The organism is Pseudomonas sp. GW821-FHT09A09, from assembly GCF_059418405.1.
On the sequence record NZ_JBWKPU010000009.1, the window covers coordinates 180,602 to 196,528 of the forward strand.

The 15,927-nt window shown below is 60.9% G+C and carries 14 protein-coding genes; 4 read left to right on the forward strand and 10 right to left on the reverse strand.

Annotation, left to right across the window (positions count from 1 at the left end):
* The first annotated feature begins 126 nt into the window (after positions 1 to 126).
* Positions 127 to 1,305 (forward strand): BaiN/RdsA family NAD(P)/FAD-dependent oxidoreductase, encoded by a 1,179-nt coding sequence (locus AC07OV_RS10560; RefSeq protein ID WP_495092185.1) that lies wholly within the window; start codon positions 127 to 129, stop codon positions 1,303 to 1,305.
* A gap of 211 nt (positions 1,306 to 1,516) precedes the next feature.
* Positions 1,517 to 3,700 carry a YccS family putative transporter gene (gene yccS / locus AC07OV_RS10565; protein ID WP_494997289.1) on the forward strand — a complete coding sequence of 728 codons (2,184 nt, stop codon included), beginning with the start codon at positions 1,517 to 1,519 and terminating at the stop codon, positions 3,698 to 3,700.
* 94 nt (positions 3,701 to 3,794) lie between these two features.
* On the opposite strand, the gene AC07OV_RS10570 is transcribed toward yccS, so the two are convergent.
* Positions 3,795 to 4,532: a substrate-binding periplasmic protein gene (locus AC07OV_RS10570; RefSeq protein WP_176996704.1), complete on the reverse strand. Its 738-nt coding sequence runs from the start codon at positions 4,530 to 4,532 to the stop codon at positions 3,795 to 3,797.
* 220 nt (positions 4,533 to 4,752) lie between these two features.
* On the opposite strand from AC07OV_RS10570, the gene AC07OV_RS10575 reads away from it, so the two are divergent.
* Entirely contained in the window at positions 4,753 to 5,205 is a 453-nt protein-coding gene (locus tag AC07OV_RS10575) for a GNAT family N-acetyltransferase (protein ID WP_494997288.1), read from the forward strand.
* 106 nt (positions 5,206 to 5,311) lie between these two features.
* On the opposite strand, the gene AC07OV_RS10580 is transcribed toward AC07OV_RS10575, so the two are convergent.
* The 3 genes from AC07OV_RS10580 to AC07OV_RS10590 are packed head-to-tail and all read right to left on the reverse strand — an operon-like array spanning position 5,312 to position 8,275.
* On the reverse strand, positions 5,312 to 5,608 hold the full coding sequence (locus AC07OV_RS10580) for a winged helix-turn-helix domain-containing protein (RefSeq protein WP_495092186.1): 297 nt from the start codon (positions 5,606 to 5,608) through the stop codon (positions 5,312 to 5,314).
* A gap of 18 nt (positions 5,609 to 5,626) precedes the next feature.
* Positions 5,627 to 6,127 (reverse strand): M48 metallopeptidase family protein, encoded by a 501-nt coding sequence (locus tag AC07OV_RS10585; RefSeq protein WP_176996707.1) that lies wholly within the window; start codon positions 6,125 to 6,127, stop codon positions 5,627 to 5,629.
* Between the two features lie 42 nt (positions 6,128 to 6,169).
* Positions 6,170 to 8,275, reverse strand: a complete 2,106-nt coding sequence (locus AC07OV_RS10590) for a putative bifunctional diguanylate cyclase/phosphodiesterase (RefSeq protein WP_495092187.1) — start codon at positions 8,273 to 8,275, stop codon at positions 6,170 to 6,172.
* 307 nt (positions 8,276 to 8,582) lie between these two features.
* Between AC07OV_RS10590 and AC07OV_RS10595 the strand changes: the two genes are divergently transcribed.
* Complete coding sequence (locus tag AC07OV_RS10595) at positions 8,583 to 9,248, forward strand: polysaccharide lyase family 7 protein (RefSeq protein WP_495092188.1); 666 nt, start codon at positions 8,583 to 8,585, stop codon at positions 9,246 to 9,248.
* A gap of 163 nt (positions 9,249 to 9,411) precedes the next feature.
* On the opposite strand, the gene fba is transcribed toward AC07OV_RS10595, so the two are convergent.
* The 6 genes from fba to tkt form a co-directional block, all read right to left on the reverse strand.
* Positions 9,412 to 10,476, reverse strand: a complete 1,065-nt coding sequence (gene fba, locus AC07OV_RS10600; protein WP_003177554.1) for a class II fructose-bisphosphate aldolase — start codon at positions 10,474 to 10,476, stop codon at positions 9,412 to 9,414.
* A gap of 265 nt (positions 10,477 to 10,741) precedes the next feature.
* The gene (locus AC07OV_RS10605) at positions 10,742 to 11,077 is read right to left on the reverse strand and encodes an MliC family protein (RefSeq protein WP_159958049.1); all 336 of its coding nucleotides are present in this window, start codon (positions 11,075 to 11,077) and stop codon (positions 10,742 to 10,744) included.
* A 47-nt stretch (positions 11,078 to 11,124) separates the two neighbouring features.
* Positions 11,125 to 11,355, reverse strand: coding sequence for a hypothetical protein (locus AC07OV_RS10610; RefSeq protein ID WP_176996715.1), 231 nt, complete (start codon positions 11,353 to 11,355; stop codon positions 11,125 to 11,127).
* A 29-nt stretch (positions 11,356 to 11,384) separates the two neighbouring features.
* Complete coding sequence (locus tag AC07OV_RS10615; RefSeq protein ID WP_010207155.1) at positions 11,385 to 12,548, reverse strand: phosphoglycerate kinase; 1,164 nt, start codon at positions 12,546 to 12,548, stop codon at positions 11,385 to 11,387.
* Between the two features lie 17 nt (positions 12,549 to 12,565).
* Positions 12,566 to 13,621, reverse strand: coding sequence for an erythrose-4-phosphate dehydrogenase (gene epd, locus AC07OV_RS10620; RefSeq protein WP_494996196.1), 1,056 nt, complete (start codon positions 13,619 to 13,621; stop codon positions 12,566 to 12,568).
* A gap of 138 nt (positions 13,622 to 13,759) precedes the next feature.
* The gene (gene tkt, locus AC07OV_RS10625) at positions 13,760 to 15,757 is read right to left on the reverse strand and encodes a transketolase (RefSeq protein ID WP_176996717.1); all 1,998 of its coding nucleotides are present in this window, start codon (positions 15,755 to 15,757) and stop codon (positions 13,760 to 13,762) included.
* Positions 15,758 to 15,927 lie beyond the last annotated feature (170 nt).

A 15,927-nucleotide genomic window follows, 5' to 3' on the forward strand; every position in this document is an offset into this window, starting at 1 on the left:
GCGATAGCATCACCTCGGTGTACCTGACATACCGAGGTGATCCTATCGCGGGCAAGCCCGGCTCCCACACAAGCCAGCTCCCACATTTGATTGCATTTCATATTAAGTTTTTGTGAGGACATTGCTTTGCGCTCGACCGAAGTTGTGATCATTGGCGCCGGCGCCGCAGGCTTGATGTGCGCGCTGACCGCTGCCGGGCGTGGGCGCAAGGTGATGTTGATCGACCATGCGAACAAGGCCGGCAAGAAGATCCTGATGTCCGGTGGTGGTCGCTGCAACTTCACCAATATGTACACCGAGCCGGCCAACTTCCTGTCCCAGAACGCGCACTTCTGTAAATCCGCCCTGGCCCGCTATACCCAGTGGGACTTCATCGGGCTGGTGGCCAAGCACGGCGTGCCGTACCACGAGAAGAAGCTCGGCCAGCTGTTCTGCGACAACAAGTCCAGTGACATCCTCGGCATGCTGCTGGACGAGTGCATCCAGGTCGGCGTGAACCTGCACCTGGACACCTCGATCCAGGAAATCGGCAAGGTCGACGGCGGCTATCAGTTGCAGACCACCTTGGGCGAACTGCGCTGCGAATCCCTGGTGATCGCCACCGGTGGCCTGTCGATTCCGACACTTGGCGCCACCGGCTTCGGCTACCAGGTGGCCAAGCAGTTCGGCCATGAACTGCTGCCGACCCGCGCCGGGTTGGTGCCGTTCACCATCACCGACCAGCTCAAGGAGTTGTGTGGCGAGCTGTCTGGCACTTCGGTGGATTGCCTGGTGAGCTGCAACGATCAGAGCTTTCGCGAGAACATCCTGTTTACTCACCGTGGCCTGAGTGGGCCGGCGATTTTGCAGATTTCTTCGTATTGGGAAAGCGGCGATACGGTCGAGATCAACCTGCTGCCCGACCACGACGCCCACACCTGGCTGCAACAGCAACAGGTCGAGCGCCCGAACAGCGAACTGAAAACCCTGCTGGGCGAGATCTTCACCAAGAAGATGGCTAACCTGCTGGCCGAAACCTGGTTTGCCTCCAAGCCGATGAAGCAGTACACCCACGCCGAAATCGCCGACATCGCGCAAAAACTCGGCAGCTGGCAGTTGGTGCCTGCGGGCACCGAGGGTTATCGCACCGCGGAAGTCACGCTAGGCGGCGTGGACACGCGGGAAGTGTCGTCCAAGACCATGGAGTCGCTGAAAAGCCCGGGCCTGTACTTTATTGGGGAAGTGCTGGATGTGACCGGTCACCTGGGTGGTTTCAACTTCCAGTGGGCCTGGGCTTCGGGCTATGCGGCGGCGCAGTACGCCTGACACGGCTTAACCTTGAAATGCTATCCCCTGTGGGAGCTGGCTTGCCTGCGATGGCTGTAGTGAATTCACCACTGCTATCGCAGGCAAGCCAGCTCCCACATTGGTTTTGTGGTGAACGAGAAAATTTTGCTGTTAGATGTGATCGCCACGCTTGCCGTGGCGTCATTACTGGCTCAATTTAGCGGCATCGTCCCGGAAGACTCCAGACTTCATGTCATCGACCTCGTTCAAGCAGTCCATGCGGCGCCTGTGGGCGCTGGATAAATTCAGTTACAGCGTTCGGGTATTCATCGCCCTCACCGGCAGCATGGCGCTGTGCTGGTATCAGGATGAAATGACACTGCTGATCCCGCTGTTCCTGGGGATTATCGCCAGCGCTCTGGCCGAGACCGATGACAGCTGGCAAGGCCGCCTCAACGCCCTGGCGGTGACGCTGGTGTGTTTCAGCATCGCCGCGCTGTCGGTGGAGCTGCTGTTCCCCTACCCCTGGATCTTCGCGATCGCCCTGGCCCTGGCCAGTTTCTGCCTGACCATGCTCGGTGCCTTGGGCGAACGCTATGGCGCAATTGCCTCGGCGACGCTGATCCTGTCGGTGTACACCATGATCGGCGTGGACCAGCGCGGCGGCGCGGTAACCGACTTCTGGCACGAGCCCTTGCTGCTGGTGGCCGGCGCCGCCTGGTACGGCGTGCTGTCGGTGTTGTGGCAGGCACTGTTTTCCAACCAGCCGGTGCAACAGAGCCTGGCGCGGTTGTTCCGCGAGCTGGGGCGTTACCTCAAACTCAAGTCGTCGTTGTTCGAGCCGATCCGCCAGTTGGATGTGGAAGCACGCCGCCTGGAACTGGCCCAGCAAAACGGCCGCGTGGTCGCAGCATTGAACGCGGCGAAGGAAATCATCCTGCACCGCGTGGGCAATGGTCGCCCAGGCTCGAAGGTCAGCCGCTACCTGAAGCTGTACTTCCTGGCCCAGGACATCCACGAACGCGCCAGTTCGTCCCACTACCCCTACAACGCCCTGGCCGAGGCCTTCTTCCATAGCGATGTGCTGTTCCGCTGCCAGCGCCTGTTGCGCCAGCAAGGCAAGGCCTGCCAGACCCTGGCCGAGTCGATCCAACTGCGCCAGCCGTTCATCTATGACGACAGTTTTGCCGAAGCCCTGGGCGACCTGAACGCCTCCCTGGAGCACCTGCGCATCCAGAGCAACCCGGCCTGGCGCGGGCTGCTGCGCTCCTTGCGTGCCCTGGCCGCCAACCTGTCCACCCTCGACCGCCTGCTGGGCGATGCGAGCAACCCCGATTCCCTGGCCGATGCCACCGACAGCAGCCTGCTCGACCGTGCGCCGCGCAACCTCAAGGAAATGTGGACGCGCCTGCGCACCCAGCTCACGCCAACCTCGTTGCTGTTCCGTCACGCGTTGCGCCTGCCGCTGGCGCTGAGTGTCGGCTACGGCATGGTGCATTTGATCCACCCGTCCCAGGGCTACTGGATCATCCTCACCACCCTGTTCGTGTGCCAGCCCAACTACGGCGCCACCCGGCGCAAGCTTGGCCAGCGGATCGTCGGCACCGCCATCGGCCTGACCGTGGCCTGGGCGCTGTTCGACCTGTTCCCGAGCCCGCTGGTGCAATCGTTGTTCGCCATTGCCGCCGGCCTGGTGTTCTTTATCAACCGTACCACCCGCTACACCCTGGCCACGGCGGCGATCACCTTGATGGTGCTGTTCTGCTTCAACCAGGTGGGTGATGGCTACGGGCTGTTCCTGCCACGGCTGTTCGATACCTTGCTGGGCAGCCTGATTGCCGGCCTGGCGGTGTTCCTGTTCCTGCCGGACTGGCAGGGCCGCCGCCTGAACAAGGTGCTGGCCAATACCCTGACGTGCAACAGCATCTACCTGCGGCAAATCATGCAGCAATACGCCGCCGGCAAGAGCGACGACCTGGCCTATCGCCTGGCCCGGCGTAACGCGCACAACGCCGATGCCGCGCTGTCGACCACCCTGGCCAACATGCTGATGGAGCCGGGGCATTTCCGGAAGGAAGCCGATGTGGGCTTCCGGTTCCTGGTGTTGTCCCACACCTTGCTGAGTTATTTGTCTGGCTTGGGCGCACACCGGGAAACCCAATTGCCGGCCGAAGTGCGCGAGCATTTGATCGGCGGCGCCGGTAATTCGCTGGCGGCGAGTATTGATGAAATCGCCACCGGGCTTGCGAACAAGCAGCCGATTGCGATTCAGAGTGATGCGGAAGAGGCCCTGGCGGCGGACCTTGAGCAGATGCCGGATGAGATCGATGAAGGGCAGCGGTTGGTGCAGACGCAACTGGCGTTGATCTGTCGGCAGTTGGGGCCTTTGCGGACGTTGGCGGCGCATTTGATCAAGGATACCAGCGAGGCTTAGATCGCTATCGCAGGCAAGCCAGCTCCCACAGTTGAAGGTATTCGCAATTCAAAATGTGGGAGCTGGCTTGCCTGCGATGGGGCCCTAAAGCCGCCTACATACCGTGCTCTTTCATCAACCGCTCATAGCTGCCATCGACCTTCATCTTGGCAATTTCCCGGTCGAAGCTGGCCACGATCTGCTCATGCTGCGGGTTCTTCAGGCTCACCAGGATGTGCAGGCTGTTTTCGGTCAGGGGCTTGGGCAAGAACTCCACCGCATTGCGCACACGCGGTGACTCCCGCGCCAGGTAGTAACGGGCCACGTACTCATCTTCCACCGTCAGCCGCACACGCTGCGCCGCCAGCATGCGCACGGCCATGGCGAAGTTATGCACCGGTACTTTCTGCAATTGGGTGTCCTGGTCGAACGCTGGCGAGTAGGCATAGCCGCGCACCACGGCAATGGATTCGTCGTGCAGTTGCTCCAGGTTCTGGTAGTCGATGGGGTCGTCGCGGCGCTTGATGAAACGCACGCGATTGAGCAGGTATTCGCCGGAAAACTGCCCCAGTTGCGTGCGGGCATCGTCGTACCAGGCATTGACCAGCACGTCGTAACGCCCGTCTCCCACGCCCATCAGCGCGCGGGCCCAGGGTACCTGCTCGAAGTCGCTGGCATACCCCGCACGCGCCAGGGCCGTGGTGACGATGTCGGTGGCCAGGCCGCCATTGATCAAGGTGGCATCGGTAAAGGGAGGCCAGGCATCCGCTACCAGGCGCAGACGCTGTGCGAGCGCCGGTGTCGCCAGCAGCAACATTCCTATCAAAGCAACGGCACGAGAAAATCGCGGCATGCTCAAAGTCCTTGGCGGGCAGGCGTTGGCCTGAGCTCAGGCTCAACCTGAGGTTCTAACAGTAGCTCATCAATGAGACTGCATTGCAGATTACACAAAGAAGTCAGCGGCGAATGCACAGAATGATGGCAAATTGACGCCATTCACAAAAATGCCAGATTTAGACAGCGCCGCCCGCCGCGCTTACTATCGGCACAGACACTTGATAAGAGAGCACACCATGACAGTCGAATGGGTCTGCAAACACCACGATGACCTGGGCAAGGACCAGCTGTACGCCATCCTGCGCCTGCGTAACGAGGTTTTCGTCGTGGAGCAGAAATGCGTTTACCAGGACCTCGACGGGCAAGACCTCTCGGGCGACACCCACCACTTGATGGCGTGGCAGAACGACGAGCTGGTGGCCTACCTGCGCCTGCTGGACCCGGAGTCCCAGGGCGGTGACGTGGTGATTGGCCGGGTGATCGTCGCGCCCGTGGCACGCGGTACGGGGCTGGGGCATCGGATGATGGAAGAGAGCCTCAAGCGTATTGAGGATATCTGGCCCGAGACGCCGATTTTCTTGTCAGCCCAGGCGCATTTGCAGGGGTATTACGGGCGGTATGGGTTTGTGGTGGCGGGTGAGGAATACCTTGAGGATGATATTCCACATATTGGTATGCGGCGCGACTGAGGGCCTCTTCGCAGGCAAGCCAGCTCCCACATGTTGACCGTGCAAATCCGATCCAATGTAGGAGCTGGCTTGCCAGCGATGGCGCCAGTACGGTCAACACCGAGCTTCAGGGATACCCCAACACCTGCTTCACCGAAGCCAGATTCCCCTCAATCCACCCCCGATCAATCGCCCCCCAGCTGCGAATCCGATAGTGCCCTGCATGGTTGCGGGCGCCGTCTTCCTGTTCGAACTCACACACGATATCCAGGTCGGCCAACGCCGCAATGGTGTCCTGCGCCGTGCGCCGGGGCATGCCGGTCACGTCGGTCAGCGCAGGCACGCTGCTGGCCAGCCCGCTGTCGATCAGGTAGGCCACGTACAGGCGGCGGTAGAAGCTGCTCTTGGTCTTGCTCACATCCATGGTGGTCGCCTTGTGCGGTCAGGGTTTGCCCTGCAGGTCGCGATACGTGAGGTACACCCGCAGGTCGAATTCCACCTGATGGTAGCCCGGCATCATGTAGTCGCAGAGTTTGTAGAACGCCTTGTTGTGGTCCGATTCCTTGAAGTGCGCCAGTTCGTGCACCACGATCATGCGCAAGAATTCCGGCGCGGCCTCTTTGAACAGCGAGGCGATGCGAATCTCCTTCTTGGCTTTCAGATTGCCGCCCTGCACCCGTGAAATCGTGGTGTGCAGGCCGAGGGCGCGGTGGGTCAGGTCCAGGCGGTTGTCAAACAGTACTTTGTCGATGGCCGGCGCGTTGCGCAGGTGTTCCTGCTTCAAGGCCAGCGCATAGGCGTACAGGGCCTTGTCGCTCTGCACGGCGTGGCGCTCGGGGTAGCGTTTTTCCAGGTAGTCACCCAACTGGTCCTTGGCGATCAGCTGGCGCACCTGCTCCTGGAGCGCGGCGGGATAGGCCTGGAGGTATTTCAGGACGGTCATGGGGTCTGCAACAGGGTTGGAATGGGCGCCAGTGTAGCGAATTCAGCGTAAGCGCGGGGACGACCAGCCCGCCACTTCCTCTGCCATCAGCGGTTGCGCCGCCAGCGGCCCCTGGATAAATGGACAACCGTTGGCCTTGAGCCACTGGGATTGCTCCAGCGTCTCGACCCCCTCGGCCACCACCAGCACATCAAAATGCCCACACAGCTCAATAATGCTGCGCGCCAACGCCGCATCCCGCGCCGAGGCCGGCAGGCGCGCCACCAGGCGCGGGTCCAGCTTGAGGGTATCGAACTCCAGGTCGCGCAAATGGGCCAGGGAACAGTGGCCGCAACCGAAGTCATCCAAGGCGATCCGCACGCCGATCTGGCGCAGCAGCCGCAGCTGCTTGGTCGACTCTTCAAGGTTACTCATCAGGCTGTCTTCACTGATTTCCACCTCCAGCTGCCGACCCTGCAACCCATGTCGTTCGAGCACCTGCTGCAGTTGGTTGGCCAGGTTGGGCATGTTGAACTGGCTGCTGCTCAGGCTCACGCTCAGCACCAGCTCGCTGTCAAAGCTGGCTTGCCAGGCCTGGCGCTGGGCTGCGACCTGCTGGTAGATCCACGCACTGAGCTGGCTGATCAGACGCGCCTCTTCCAGCAGCGGCAGGAACAGCCCGGGCGGGACATCGCCGACGCTGGGGTGCTGCCAGCGCAACAGCGCTTCGACGCCGCGCAAACGCCCATCCTCCAGTGACACCTGCGGCTGATACACCAGGGTAAAGTCTTTGTTCTGGATGGCCGTGCGCACACTGTCTTCAAGCATCAGGCGCGAACGGGCGCGGCCGTTCATTTCCTGATCGTAATAGCGATACTGCTGACGCCCCGCCCGTTTGGCTTCGTACATGGCAATGTCAGCGGCCCGCAGCAGGCCGTTCAAGTCCGAGCCGCAATCCGGGAACGTGGCGATGCCAATACTGACCCCAAGCATCACGTCCAGCCCCTCAACCTGCTGGCACACCGACACCCGTTCGATCAGTTTTTCCGCAATCTTGGCCGCCTGCTCAGGGAACTCAAGCTCCAGCAACGCGGTGAATTCGTCGCCGCCCATGCGCCCCAGCACATCATAAGAGCGCAGGCAGCTTTGCAACTGCTCCGAAACCCAGCGCAGCACCCGGTCACCGGCGTCATGGCCCAGCGAATCATTGACCCGCTTGAAACCATCGAGGTCCAGGTACAGCAAGACCAGGGACTGTTCGCTCCGCTCGCTGCGTAACAAGGTGTTTTCCACCGCCTGGTAGAACCCTCGACGGTTCAACAGCCCGGTCAGCGGGTCGGTGACCGCCTGGAACTCCAGTTGCTGGTGCAGGTGACGCACCTCAGACATGTCCAACACCGTCACTACCATTGCCTTGCGCTCGGCCGGTAGCGATGCACAAGACATGGCCACCGGCACCTGCTGGCCGCGATCGGTACGCAAAATGGCGTCGTGCAAACGCCAGGTCTCGCCCTTGCGGTACCCGGCCATCATCTGCGACTCCAGCCACACGGGCACATGGGGTTTTTGCAGGAAGCCCAGGAACTCCCGACCTTGCAGCTCCTGGAGCGTCGCGTTGAGCAGGCGCGAGATCGCCGGGTTGGCGTACTCGATCACGCCCTCTTCACTCACCACCAGGATGCCTTCGGCGGCGTTGTCCAACACCGAGGCATTAAAGGCGCGGGCGGATTCCAGGTCATGGCTCAGGCGTTGCAGCGCGCGGCGGTTGCGCTGGTGCTCCAGCAAAGCCTGGACCTTGGGCTTGAGAATATTGGGGTCGAAGGGTTTGAGCAGGTAGTCGATGGCGCCGCTGGCATAGCCTTCCAGTACCGCAGACGGTGATTGCGCATGGGCACTGAGGAAAATGATTGGCGTCATGCGCGTGCGCTGGCTGCCGCGCATCAACCGTGCGACTTCAAAGCCGTCCATGCCGGGCATCATCACATCCAGCAGTACCAAGTCGACTTCGTGCGCCAGTAGCAACTCCAACGCCTCCACCCCGGAGCTGGCGGTGACGACCTGCCAGTCTTCCCGGTGCAAAAGCGCGCGCATGCTGATCAGGTTTTCCGGGTAGTCATCGACCACCAGAAGAACCGAACCGCCATCGCCGTGGTGTGGGGCGCCATCCATGCTACGTCTCTTCCTTGGGGAGCTTCCGGTCATTTCTGAGAGAAAAACCGGACAAACGCTGAGGCCTCACTCTAGCCCCGGTTCCCGAAAATCAGAAGTGACACGGGTGCCATCATTGATCCAAAGCTCAGGAAGCCGACTAACGGTCAGCCCCTGCAAGCCCCGATTCACGGGAAACATGGCTTTTTGGCATTCCGTTGACGCCAATAAATCGCCATCGACCGTTTAACAAGTGAGCCGCCAGCGCCTATAAAGAACCTGTGAGCCCCCGGGCTAAAGCTTTCACCCTCTGTAAAAGGCCAACGCCATGATCGACCTCTCTACCTGGAACCTGAGCATTCCGGTCGGCTCGCCCCCGGCGACCATCGACACCCCGAAACTGCTCAGCGGCTTCAAAGACCAGTATTTCCAGGCCGAAGGCAGCAACGTGCAATTCTGGACCCCGGTGACCGGCAGCCGCACCGAGAACGCCATCTACCCCCGCAGTGAACTGCGCGAGACCTACGCCGATGGGCGCCTGCGCAACTGGACCTACCCGGATGCCGACAACTTCCTGCGCGCCACCTTGGCGGTCAATCAAGTGCCCTCCACCGGCAAGGTCGTCATTGGCCAGATCCATGCCTATGACAGCCAGAAGCCGCTGATCAAATTGGAGTACCAGTTCAAGGAAAAGACCCAGACCGGCAAAATCGTCGCCAAAGTGCGCATGCGCCCGGATGAGGACGAAGGGCGGGTGATCATCGTGGCGTCGAATGTGCCGTTGGAGAAAAGCTTCACTTACGTGATCAACCTGAACAAAGCCGGACTGCTCAGTGTGTATGCCGCCGACGGGGAGTGGAATGAGCGTATTGGTGCAGCCTGGGGCGCCAAGCAGTTGTATTTCAAGGCGGGGGTGTATGTGCAGGACAATAGCGGGAACAGCAAGGAGGGCGCGCGGGTGACGTTTGCCAAATTAGATATTGATCACGAGTGAAAGCGGCCTCAATACCTGTAGGAGCCGGCTTGCCGGCGATGGCGGCGTGTCAGTCACAGGTATGTTAACTGGTAGCCCACGATCGCCGGCAAGCCAGCTCCTACAAAGGCAGGCACAAAAAAGCCCGCATCACTGCGGGCTTCTCTTTTTAAACGTCTAAGGCTCAATTCACCTTAGCGTTCAACTCACCTTTGAGGTAACGCTGGTACATCGCTTCCAACGAGATCGGCTTGATCTTCGAAGCATTACCCGCAGTACCAAACGCTTCATAACGCGCGATACACACGTCACGCATTGCCGTCACAGTCGCACCAAAGAACTTACGCGGATCAAACTCGCTCGGGTTGGTGGCCATCAGGCGACGCATCGCACCAGTGGACGCCAGGCGCAGGTCGGTATCGATGTTGACCTTGCGCACGCCGTACTTGATGCCTTCGACGATTTCTTCAACCGGTACGCCGTAGGTTTCTTTGATGTCGCCACCGTACTGGTTGATGATCGCCAGCCACTCTTGCGGGACCGAGGAAGAACCGTGCATCACCAGGTGGGTGTTCGGGATGCGTTTGTGGATTTCCTTGATGCGGTCGATGGCGAGCACGTCGCCGGTCGGTGGCTTGGTGAACTTGTAGGCGCCGTGGCTGGTGCCGATGGCGATGGCCAGGGCGTCGACTTGGGTCTTTTTCACGAAGTCAGCGGCTTCTTCCGGGTCGGTCAGCATTTGGCTGTGATCCAGCACGCCTTCGGCGCCGATGCCGTCTTCTTCACCGGCCATGCCGGTTTCAAGCGAACCCAGGCAGCCCAGCTCGCCTTCAACCGACACGCCGCAGGCGTGGGCCATGGCGACGGTTTGTTGGGTCACGCGTACGTTGTACTCGTAGTCGGTTGGGGTCTTGCCGTCTTCGCCGAGGGAGCCGTCCATCATGACCGAGCTGAAGCCCAGTTGGATGGAGCGCTGGCACACGTCAGGGCTGGTGCCGTGGTCCTGGTGCATGCACACCGGGATGTGCGGGAATTCTTCGATCGCCGCGAGGATCAGGTGACGCAGGAACGGAGCGCCGGCGTATTTGCGCGCACCGGCCGAAGCCTGGACGATCACGGGGGAGTCGGTTTTGTCAGCGGCTTCCATGATGGCGCGCATCTGCTCAAGGTTGTTGACGTTAAAGGCTGGGACGCCGTAGCCGAACTCGGCTGCGTGGTCCAGCATTTGACGCATGCTGATAAGTGCCATTGTGTTGTCTCTCCCGGTCGAGGGTCGTTAATCGTGCAAGCCTGCCGTAGCGGGGGCTGCTATTCAAGTTATTGCAGATCAAGGGGTTGGGCCTTGGCCTGCTGAATCGTTATTGCAACTGGGCTCGACTCAAATTCCAATCTGGAACCGAATCATGTGGGAGCTGGCTTGCCTGCGATGGCGACTTACCTCCCGACATCTTCAGTGGCTGACCCACCGCAATCGCGGGCAAGCCCGCTCCCACATTTGATCTTCATTGATCCCACTACTGGGCTTTGCAACCACGGCCGATCAAATCGTCGGTGGCTACCCAGTAAACCAGGCCTTCCTCACCTTTTGTGTGAAACGCCAATTGGTCGTTGGCGTACAGCACGCCCGAAGCGGCGACGTCCTGTTTAAGGCGATAAACCTGGTCGGAACCGCCGAGGCGTACGTCCACCTCGGATTTAGCCTGATTAGCAAAGCGCCAGTTGACCTCAGCCTTGCTGTCGCAGGTCCAGGTGGTCCACTTGTCGGCAGGCTCGGCCTTGCTGGTGAACATGTTCATGCTGCTGCAGCCGGCCAACAGGGCCAGGGCTGCCAGGGCGAAAACGCCTTTCATTGCCAATCCTCGTAGGGCGGCCCACAGCCGCCAGTTGATCAGACCCGTCAAGGGCAACCCTGTTCCTGACCGTTGGGCGCGGCGTCGTATTTCTCCAAGCGCTCGTTGCCGATGCGCTTGTTGATCACCGGCATGGTCTCCGCCTGCCAGTCCGCCTGGTAGCAGCTTTTTTTCGGCTGCCCCGGCGCAGGGTTACCCGCCTCCGGGGCCGCGCTTGGCGTGCTGCCGCAGCCGGCCAACAGGCCCGCTGCGATCACCAGTGCCAACGACTTGATCATGGGAATACTCCTTTTCCGGATCACGAGCCTTAGCCTTTGGCTCGAGTTTCCAGCACTTCAACGGCCGGCAGTACTTTGCCTTCGACGAACTCGAGGAATGCGCCGCCACCGGTAGAAATGTAGGAGATCTGGTCAGCAACGCCATATTTATCGATGGCCGCCAGGGTGTCGCCACCGCCCGCGATGGAGAATGCCGAGCTTTCAGCGATGGCCTTGGCCAGCACTTTGGTGCCGTTGCCGAACTGGTCGAATTCGAACACGCCCACTGGGCCGTTCCACAGGATGGTCTGGGAGGCTTTCAGCAGTTCGGCGAAATTGGCAGCGGTTTGCGGGCCGATGTCCAGGATCATGTCGTCGGCGGCCACGTCAGCGATCAGCTTGACGGTGGCTTCAGCGCTTTCGGCGAATTCCTTGGCGACGACCACGTCCACCGGCAACGGCACGCTGACTTTAGCGGCAATGGCGCGGGCAGTGTCCAGCAGGTCCGGCTCGTACAGGGATTTGCCCACCGGGTGGCCGGCTGCGGCCAGAAAGGTGTTGGCGATGCCGCCGCCGACGATCAACTGGTTGCAGATCTGGCTCAGGCTGTTGAGCACGTCCAGCTTGGTGGACACCTTGGAGCCAGCCACGATGGCGGCCATCGGCTGGGCCGGAGCGCCCAGGGCCTTGCCCAGTGCATCCAGTTCAGCGGCCAGCAATGGGCCGGCAGCTGCAACCTTGGCGAACTTGGCCACGCCGTGGGTCGAACCTTCAGCGCGGTGGGCAGTACCAAAGGCGTCCATCACGAACACGTCGCACAGCGCAGCGTATTGCTGGGCCAGTTCGTCGCTGTTCTTTTTCTCGCCCTTGTTGAAGCGCACATTCTCGAACAGCACGATGTCGCCGGCTTTGACGTCGACGCCACCCAGGTAGTCAGCCACCAGCGGCACGTCGCGGCCCAGGGCTTTGCTGAGGTAATCGGCTACGGGCTTAAGGCTGTTTTCAGCGGAGAACTCACCTTCGGTCGGACGACCCAGGTGGGAGCAGACCATGACGGCCGCGCCTTTTTCCAGGGCCAGCTTGATGGTCGGCAGCGAGGCCAGGATTCGCGCATCGCTGGCGACAACACCGTCCTTGACGGGGACGTTGAGGTCTTCGCGAATCAGTACGCGCTTACCTTGCAGATCGAGGTCGGTCATCTTCAACACGGTCATGGGTCGCAGTTCCTGAATTACTGTTGAGGTTGTTTAGAGGCGATGTGCAGATAATGTTCCGCAACATCCAGCATGCGGTTGGCAAAACCCCATTCGTTGTCGAACCAGGCCAGGATGTTCACCAGCCTCGGGCCGGAAACGCGGGTCTGGCTGGCATCGACAATCGCCGAATGCGGGTCATGGTTGAAATCACAACTGGCGTGGGGCAACTCGGTATAGGCCAATAAGCCTTTGAGCGGGCCGCTGGTGGCGGCGTCGCGCAGGATCCGGTTGACCTCCGTCGCATCAGTATCGCTGACGGTTTGCATGGTGATGTCCAGGCAGGACACGTTCACCGTCGGCACCCGTACGGCTTTGGCCTGGATTCGCCCGGCAAGTTCCGGTAACAATCTTTCGATACCGCGAGCCAGGCCGGTGGACACCGGAATCACGGACTGGAACGCCGAACGCGTACGGCGCAGGTCTTCATGGTGATAGGCATCGATCACCGGCTGGTCGTTCATCGCCGAGTGAATCGTGGTGATCGACACGTAATCCAGGCCGATCGCCTGATCCAGCAGACGCAACAGCGGCACGCTGCAGTTGGTGGTGCAGGAGGCGTTGGACACCAGCAGCTCATCACCGGTCATGCAATCCTGGTTGATGCCATAGACGATGGTGGCGTCGACATCCGCCTCGCTGGCCATCGGCTGGGAAAACAGCACACGCGGCGCGCCGGCGTCGAGAAAACGCTGGCCATCGGCACGGGTGTGATAGACACCGGAACACTCCAGCACCAGGTCGACGCCCAGTGCTTTCCAATCGATGCCTTCGGGGGTGGCACTGCGCAACACCTGCACGCAGTTGCCATTAATGTGCAGACAATCGCCCTCGACCCGCACTTCGCCTGGGAACCGGCCATGGGTGGAGTCAAAGCGTGTCAGGTATTCGATGCTGGCCATGTCGGCCAGATCGTTGATCGCCACAATTTCAAACCCGGCCGCCGCCCCTCGCTCGAACAGAGCACGCAAGACGCAACGACCAATGCGGCCGTAGCCGTTGAGTGCAACTTTGTAGGGACGCGGTTGAGGCATGGGGTTCTCGATCAAGGTTAGTTCGGTGTTGAATGTTCGGACGCCATCGCGGGCAAGCCCGCTCCCACATTAGACCGCGATCCAAATGTGGGAGCGGGCTTGCCCGCGATAGCGCCAGTACAGACAACGCAGACTGACTTAGTCTTCCAGCAGCTCTTCAGCCTGACCCAGGATGTTTTCCAGGGTGAAGCCGAACTCTTCGAACAATGCTGGCGCCGGCGCCGACTCACCGTAGGTGGTCATGCCGATCACGCGGCCTTCCAGGCCCACGTACTTGTACCAGTAGTCGGCGTGAGCCGCTTCGATGGCAATACGCGCGCCGACTTGCAGTGGCAGTACCGATTGCTTGTAGCCGGCGTCCTGGGCTTCGAACACGCTGGTGCAGGGCATCGAAACAACACGCACCTTGCGGCCTTGCTCCGTCAGCTTGTCGTAGGCCTGAACGGTCAGGCCCACTTCGGAACCGGTGGAGATCAGGATCAGCTCCGGCTCGCCCGCGCAGTCCTTGAGCACATAACCACCACGGCTGATATCGGCGATCTGCGCGTCGGTACGCACTTGGTGTTGCAGGTTCTGACGCGAGAAGATCAGCGCCGAAGGGCCGTCCTTGCGCTCGATGGCGTGCTTCCAGGCCACGGCGGATTCCACCGCGTCGGCTGGGCGCCAGGTGTCCAGGTTCGGCGTGGTGCGCAGGCTGGTCAGTTGCTCGACCGGCTGGTGCGTCGGGCCGTCTTCGCCCAGGCCGATGGAGTCGTGGGTGTACACATGGATCACACGCTTCTTCATCAGCGCCGCCATACGTACCGCGTTACGGGCGTATTCCATGAACATCAGGAAGGTCGCGCCGTAAGGCACCAGGCCACCGTGCAGGGAAACGCCGTTCATGATGGCGCTCATGCCGAACTCACGTACACCGTAGTACATGTAGTTGCCGCTGGCGTCTTCAGCCGACACACCTTTGCAGCCTTTCCACAGGGTCAGGTTGGAACCGGCCAGGTCAGCCGAACCACCGAGGATCTCAGGCAGTAACGGGCCAAAGGCGTTCAGGGTGTTCTGGCTGGCTTTACGGCTGGCGATGGTCTCGCCCTTGGCTGCGACTTCGGCGATGTAGGCCGAGGCTTTTTCCGAGAAGTCGGCAGGCAGGTCACCGGCAAGACGGCGAACCAGCTCGTTGGCAAGTTCTGGGAATTCAGCGGAGTAGGCAGCGAAACGCTGGTCCCACTCGGCTTCGGTCGCCAGGCCTTTTTCCTTGGCGCTCCACTCGGCGTAGATATCAGCCGGGATTTCGAACGGGCCATGGTTCCACTTCAGGGCTTCACGGGTCAGGGCGATTTCCGCGTCACCCAATGGGGCGCCGTGGCAGTCTTCTTTACCTTGCTTGTTCGGCGAACCGAAACCGATGGTGGTCTTGCAGCAGATCAGGGTCGGCTGCTCGCTCTTGCGGGCGGTGTCGATGGCGGTCTTGATCTCTTCCGGGTCGTGGCCGTCGACGTTGCGGATCACTTGCCAGTTGTAGGCTTCGAAACGCTTAGGGGTGTCATCGGTGAACCAGCCTTCGACTTCGCCGTCGATGGAGATGCCGTTGTCATCGTAGAAGGCAATCAGCTTGCCCAGGCCCAGGGTGCCGGCCAGGGAAGCGACTTCATGGGAAATACCTTCCATCATGCAGCCATCACCCAGGAACACGTAGGTGTGGTGGTCGACGATGTCGTGGCCAGGGCGGTTGAACTGCGCGCCCAAGACTTTTTCAGCCAGCGCGAAACCAACGGCGTTGGCCAGGCCTTGGCCCAGGGGACCGGTGGTGGTCTCGACGCCTGGGGTGTAGCCGAATTCCGGGTGGCCCGGGGTGCGGCTGTGCAGCTGGCGGAAGCTCTTGAGGTCGTCGATGGTGACGTCGTAGCCGGTCAGGTGCAGCAGCGAGTAGATCAGCATCGAGCCGTGGCCGTTGGACAGCACGAAGCGGTCACGGTCGGCAAACGATGGGTTGCTCGGGTTGTGTTTCAGGTAGTCACGCCAAAGTACCTCGGCGATATCCGCCATGCCCATTGGGGCACCTGGATGGCCGCTGTTGGCTTTTTGCACGGCATCCATGCTGAGGGCACGAATAGCGTTGGCACGCTCACGACGGCTGGGCATCGCTGATCTCCTGGGGTTTGCTGAAAAGAAACGGAAAAAAGGACCGGCATTTTCCCTCAGCCACCGCCTGCGGGCAATGACAGATAGTCACTTGAGGGTGTTTTTCCTGTGCTTTGGGCGGCATTCGTCTGCAGAAACCGGTCACCGGTTCGTCTAAAGGCTATAGCGGC

Bases quoted from the DNA above. Each gene is read 5' to 3' on its own strand.
- AC07OV_RS10585 (WP_176996707.1), bottom strand. From the start codon at position 6,127: ATGACCGTCCTGAAATACCTCCAGGCCTATCCCGCCGCGCTCCAGGAG.
- AC07OV_RS10580 (WP_495092186.1), bottom strand. From the start codon at position 5,608: ATGGATGTGAGCAAGACCAAGAGCAGCTTCTACCGCCGCCTGTACGTG.
- epd (WP_494996196.1), bottom strand. From the start codon at position 13,621: ATGCCTCAACCGCGTCCCTACAAAGTTGCACTCAACGGCTACGGCCGC.
- AC07OV_RS10605 (WP_159958049.1), bottom strand. From the start codon at position 11,077: ATGAAAGGCGTTTTCGCCCTGGCAGCCCTGGCCCTGTTGGCCGGCTGC.
- tkt (WP_176996717.1), bottom strand. From the start codon at position 15,757: ATGCCCAGCCGTCGTGAGCGTGCCAACGCTATTCGTGCCCTCAGCATG.
- yccS (WP_494997289.1), top strand. From the start codon at position 1,517: ATGTCATCGACCTCGTTCAAGCAGTCCATGCGGCGCCTGTGGGCGCTG.
- fba (WP_003177554.1), bottom strand. From the start codon at position 10,476: ATGGCACTTATCAGCATGCGTCAAATGCTGGACCACGCAGCCGAGTTC.
- AC07OV_RS10610 (WP_176996715.1), bottom strand. From the start codon at position 11,355: ATGATCAAGTCGTTGGCACTGGTGATCGCAGCGGGCCTGTTGGCCGGC.
- AC07OV_RS10615 (WP_010207155.1), bottom strand. From the start codon at position 12,548: ATGACCGTGTTGAAGATGACCGACCTCGATCTGCAAGGTAAGCGCGTA.
- AC07OV_RS10570 (WP_176996704.1), bottom strand. From the start codon at position 4,532: ATGCCGCGATTTTCTCGTGCCGTTGCTTTGATAGGAATGTTGCTGCTG.
- AC07OV_RS10575 (WP_494997288.1), top strand. From the start codon at position 4,753: ATGACAGTCGAATGGGTCTGCAAACACCACGATGACCTGGGCAAGGAC.
- AC07OV_RS10590 (WP_495092187.1), bottom strand. From the start codon at position 8,275: ATGGATGGCGCCCCACACCACGGCGATGGCGGTTCGGTTCTTCTGGTG.
- AC07OV_RS10595 (WP_495092188.1), top strand. From the start codon at position 8,583: ATGATCGACCTCTCTACCTGGAACCTGAGCATTCCGGTCGGCTCGCCC.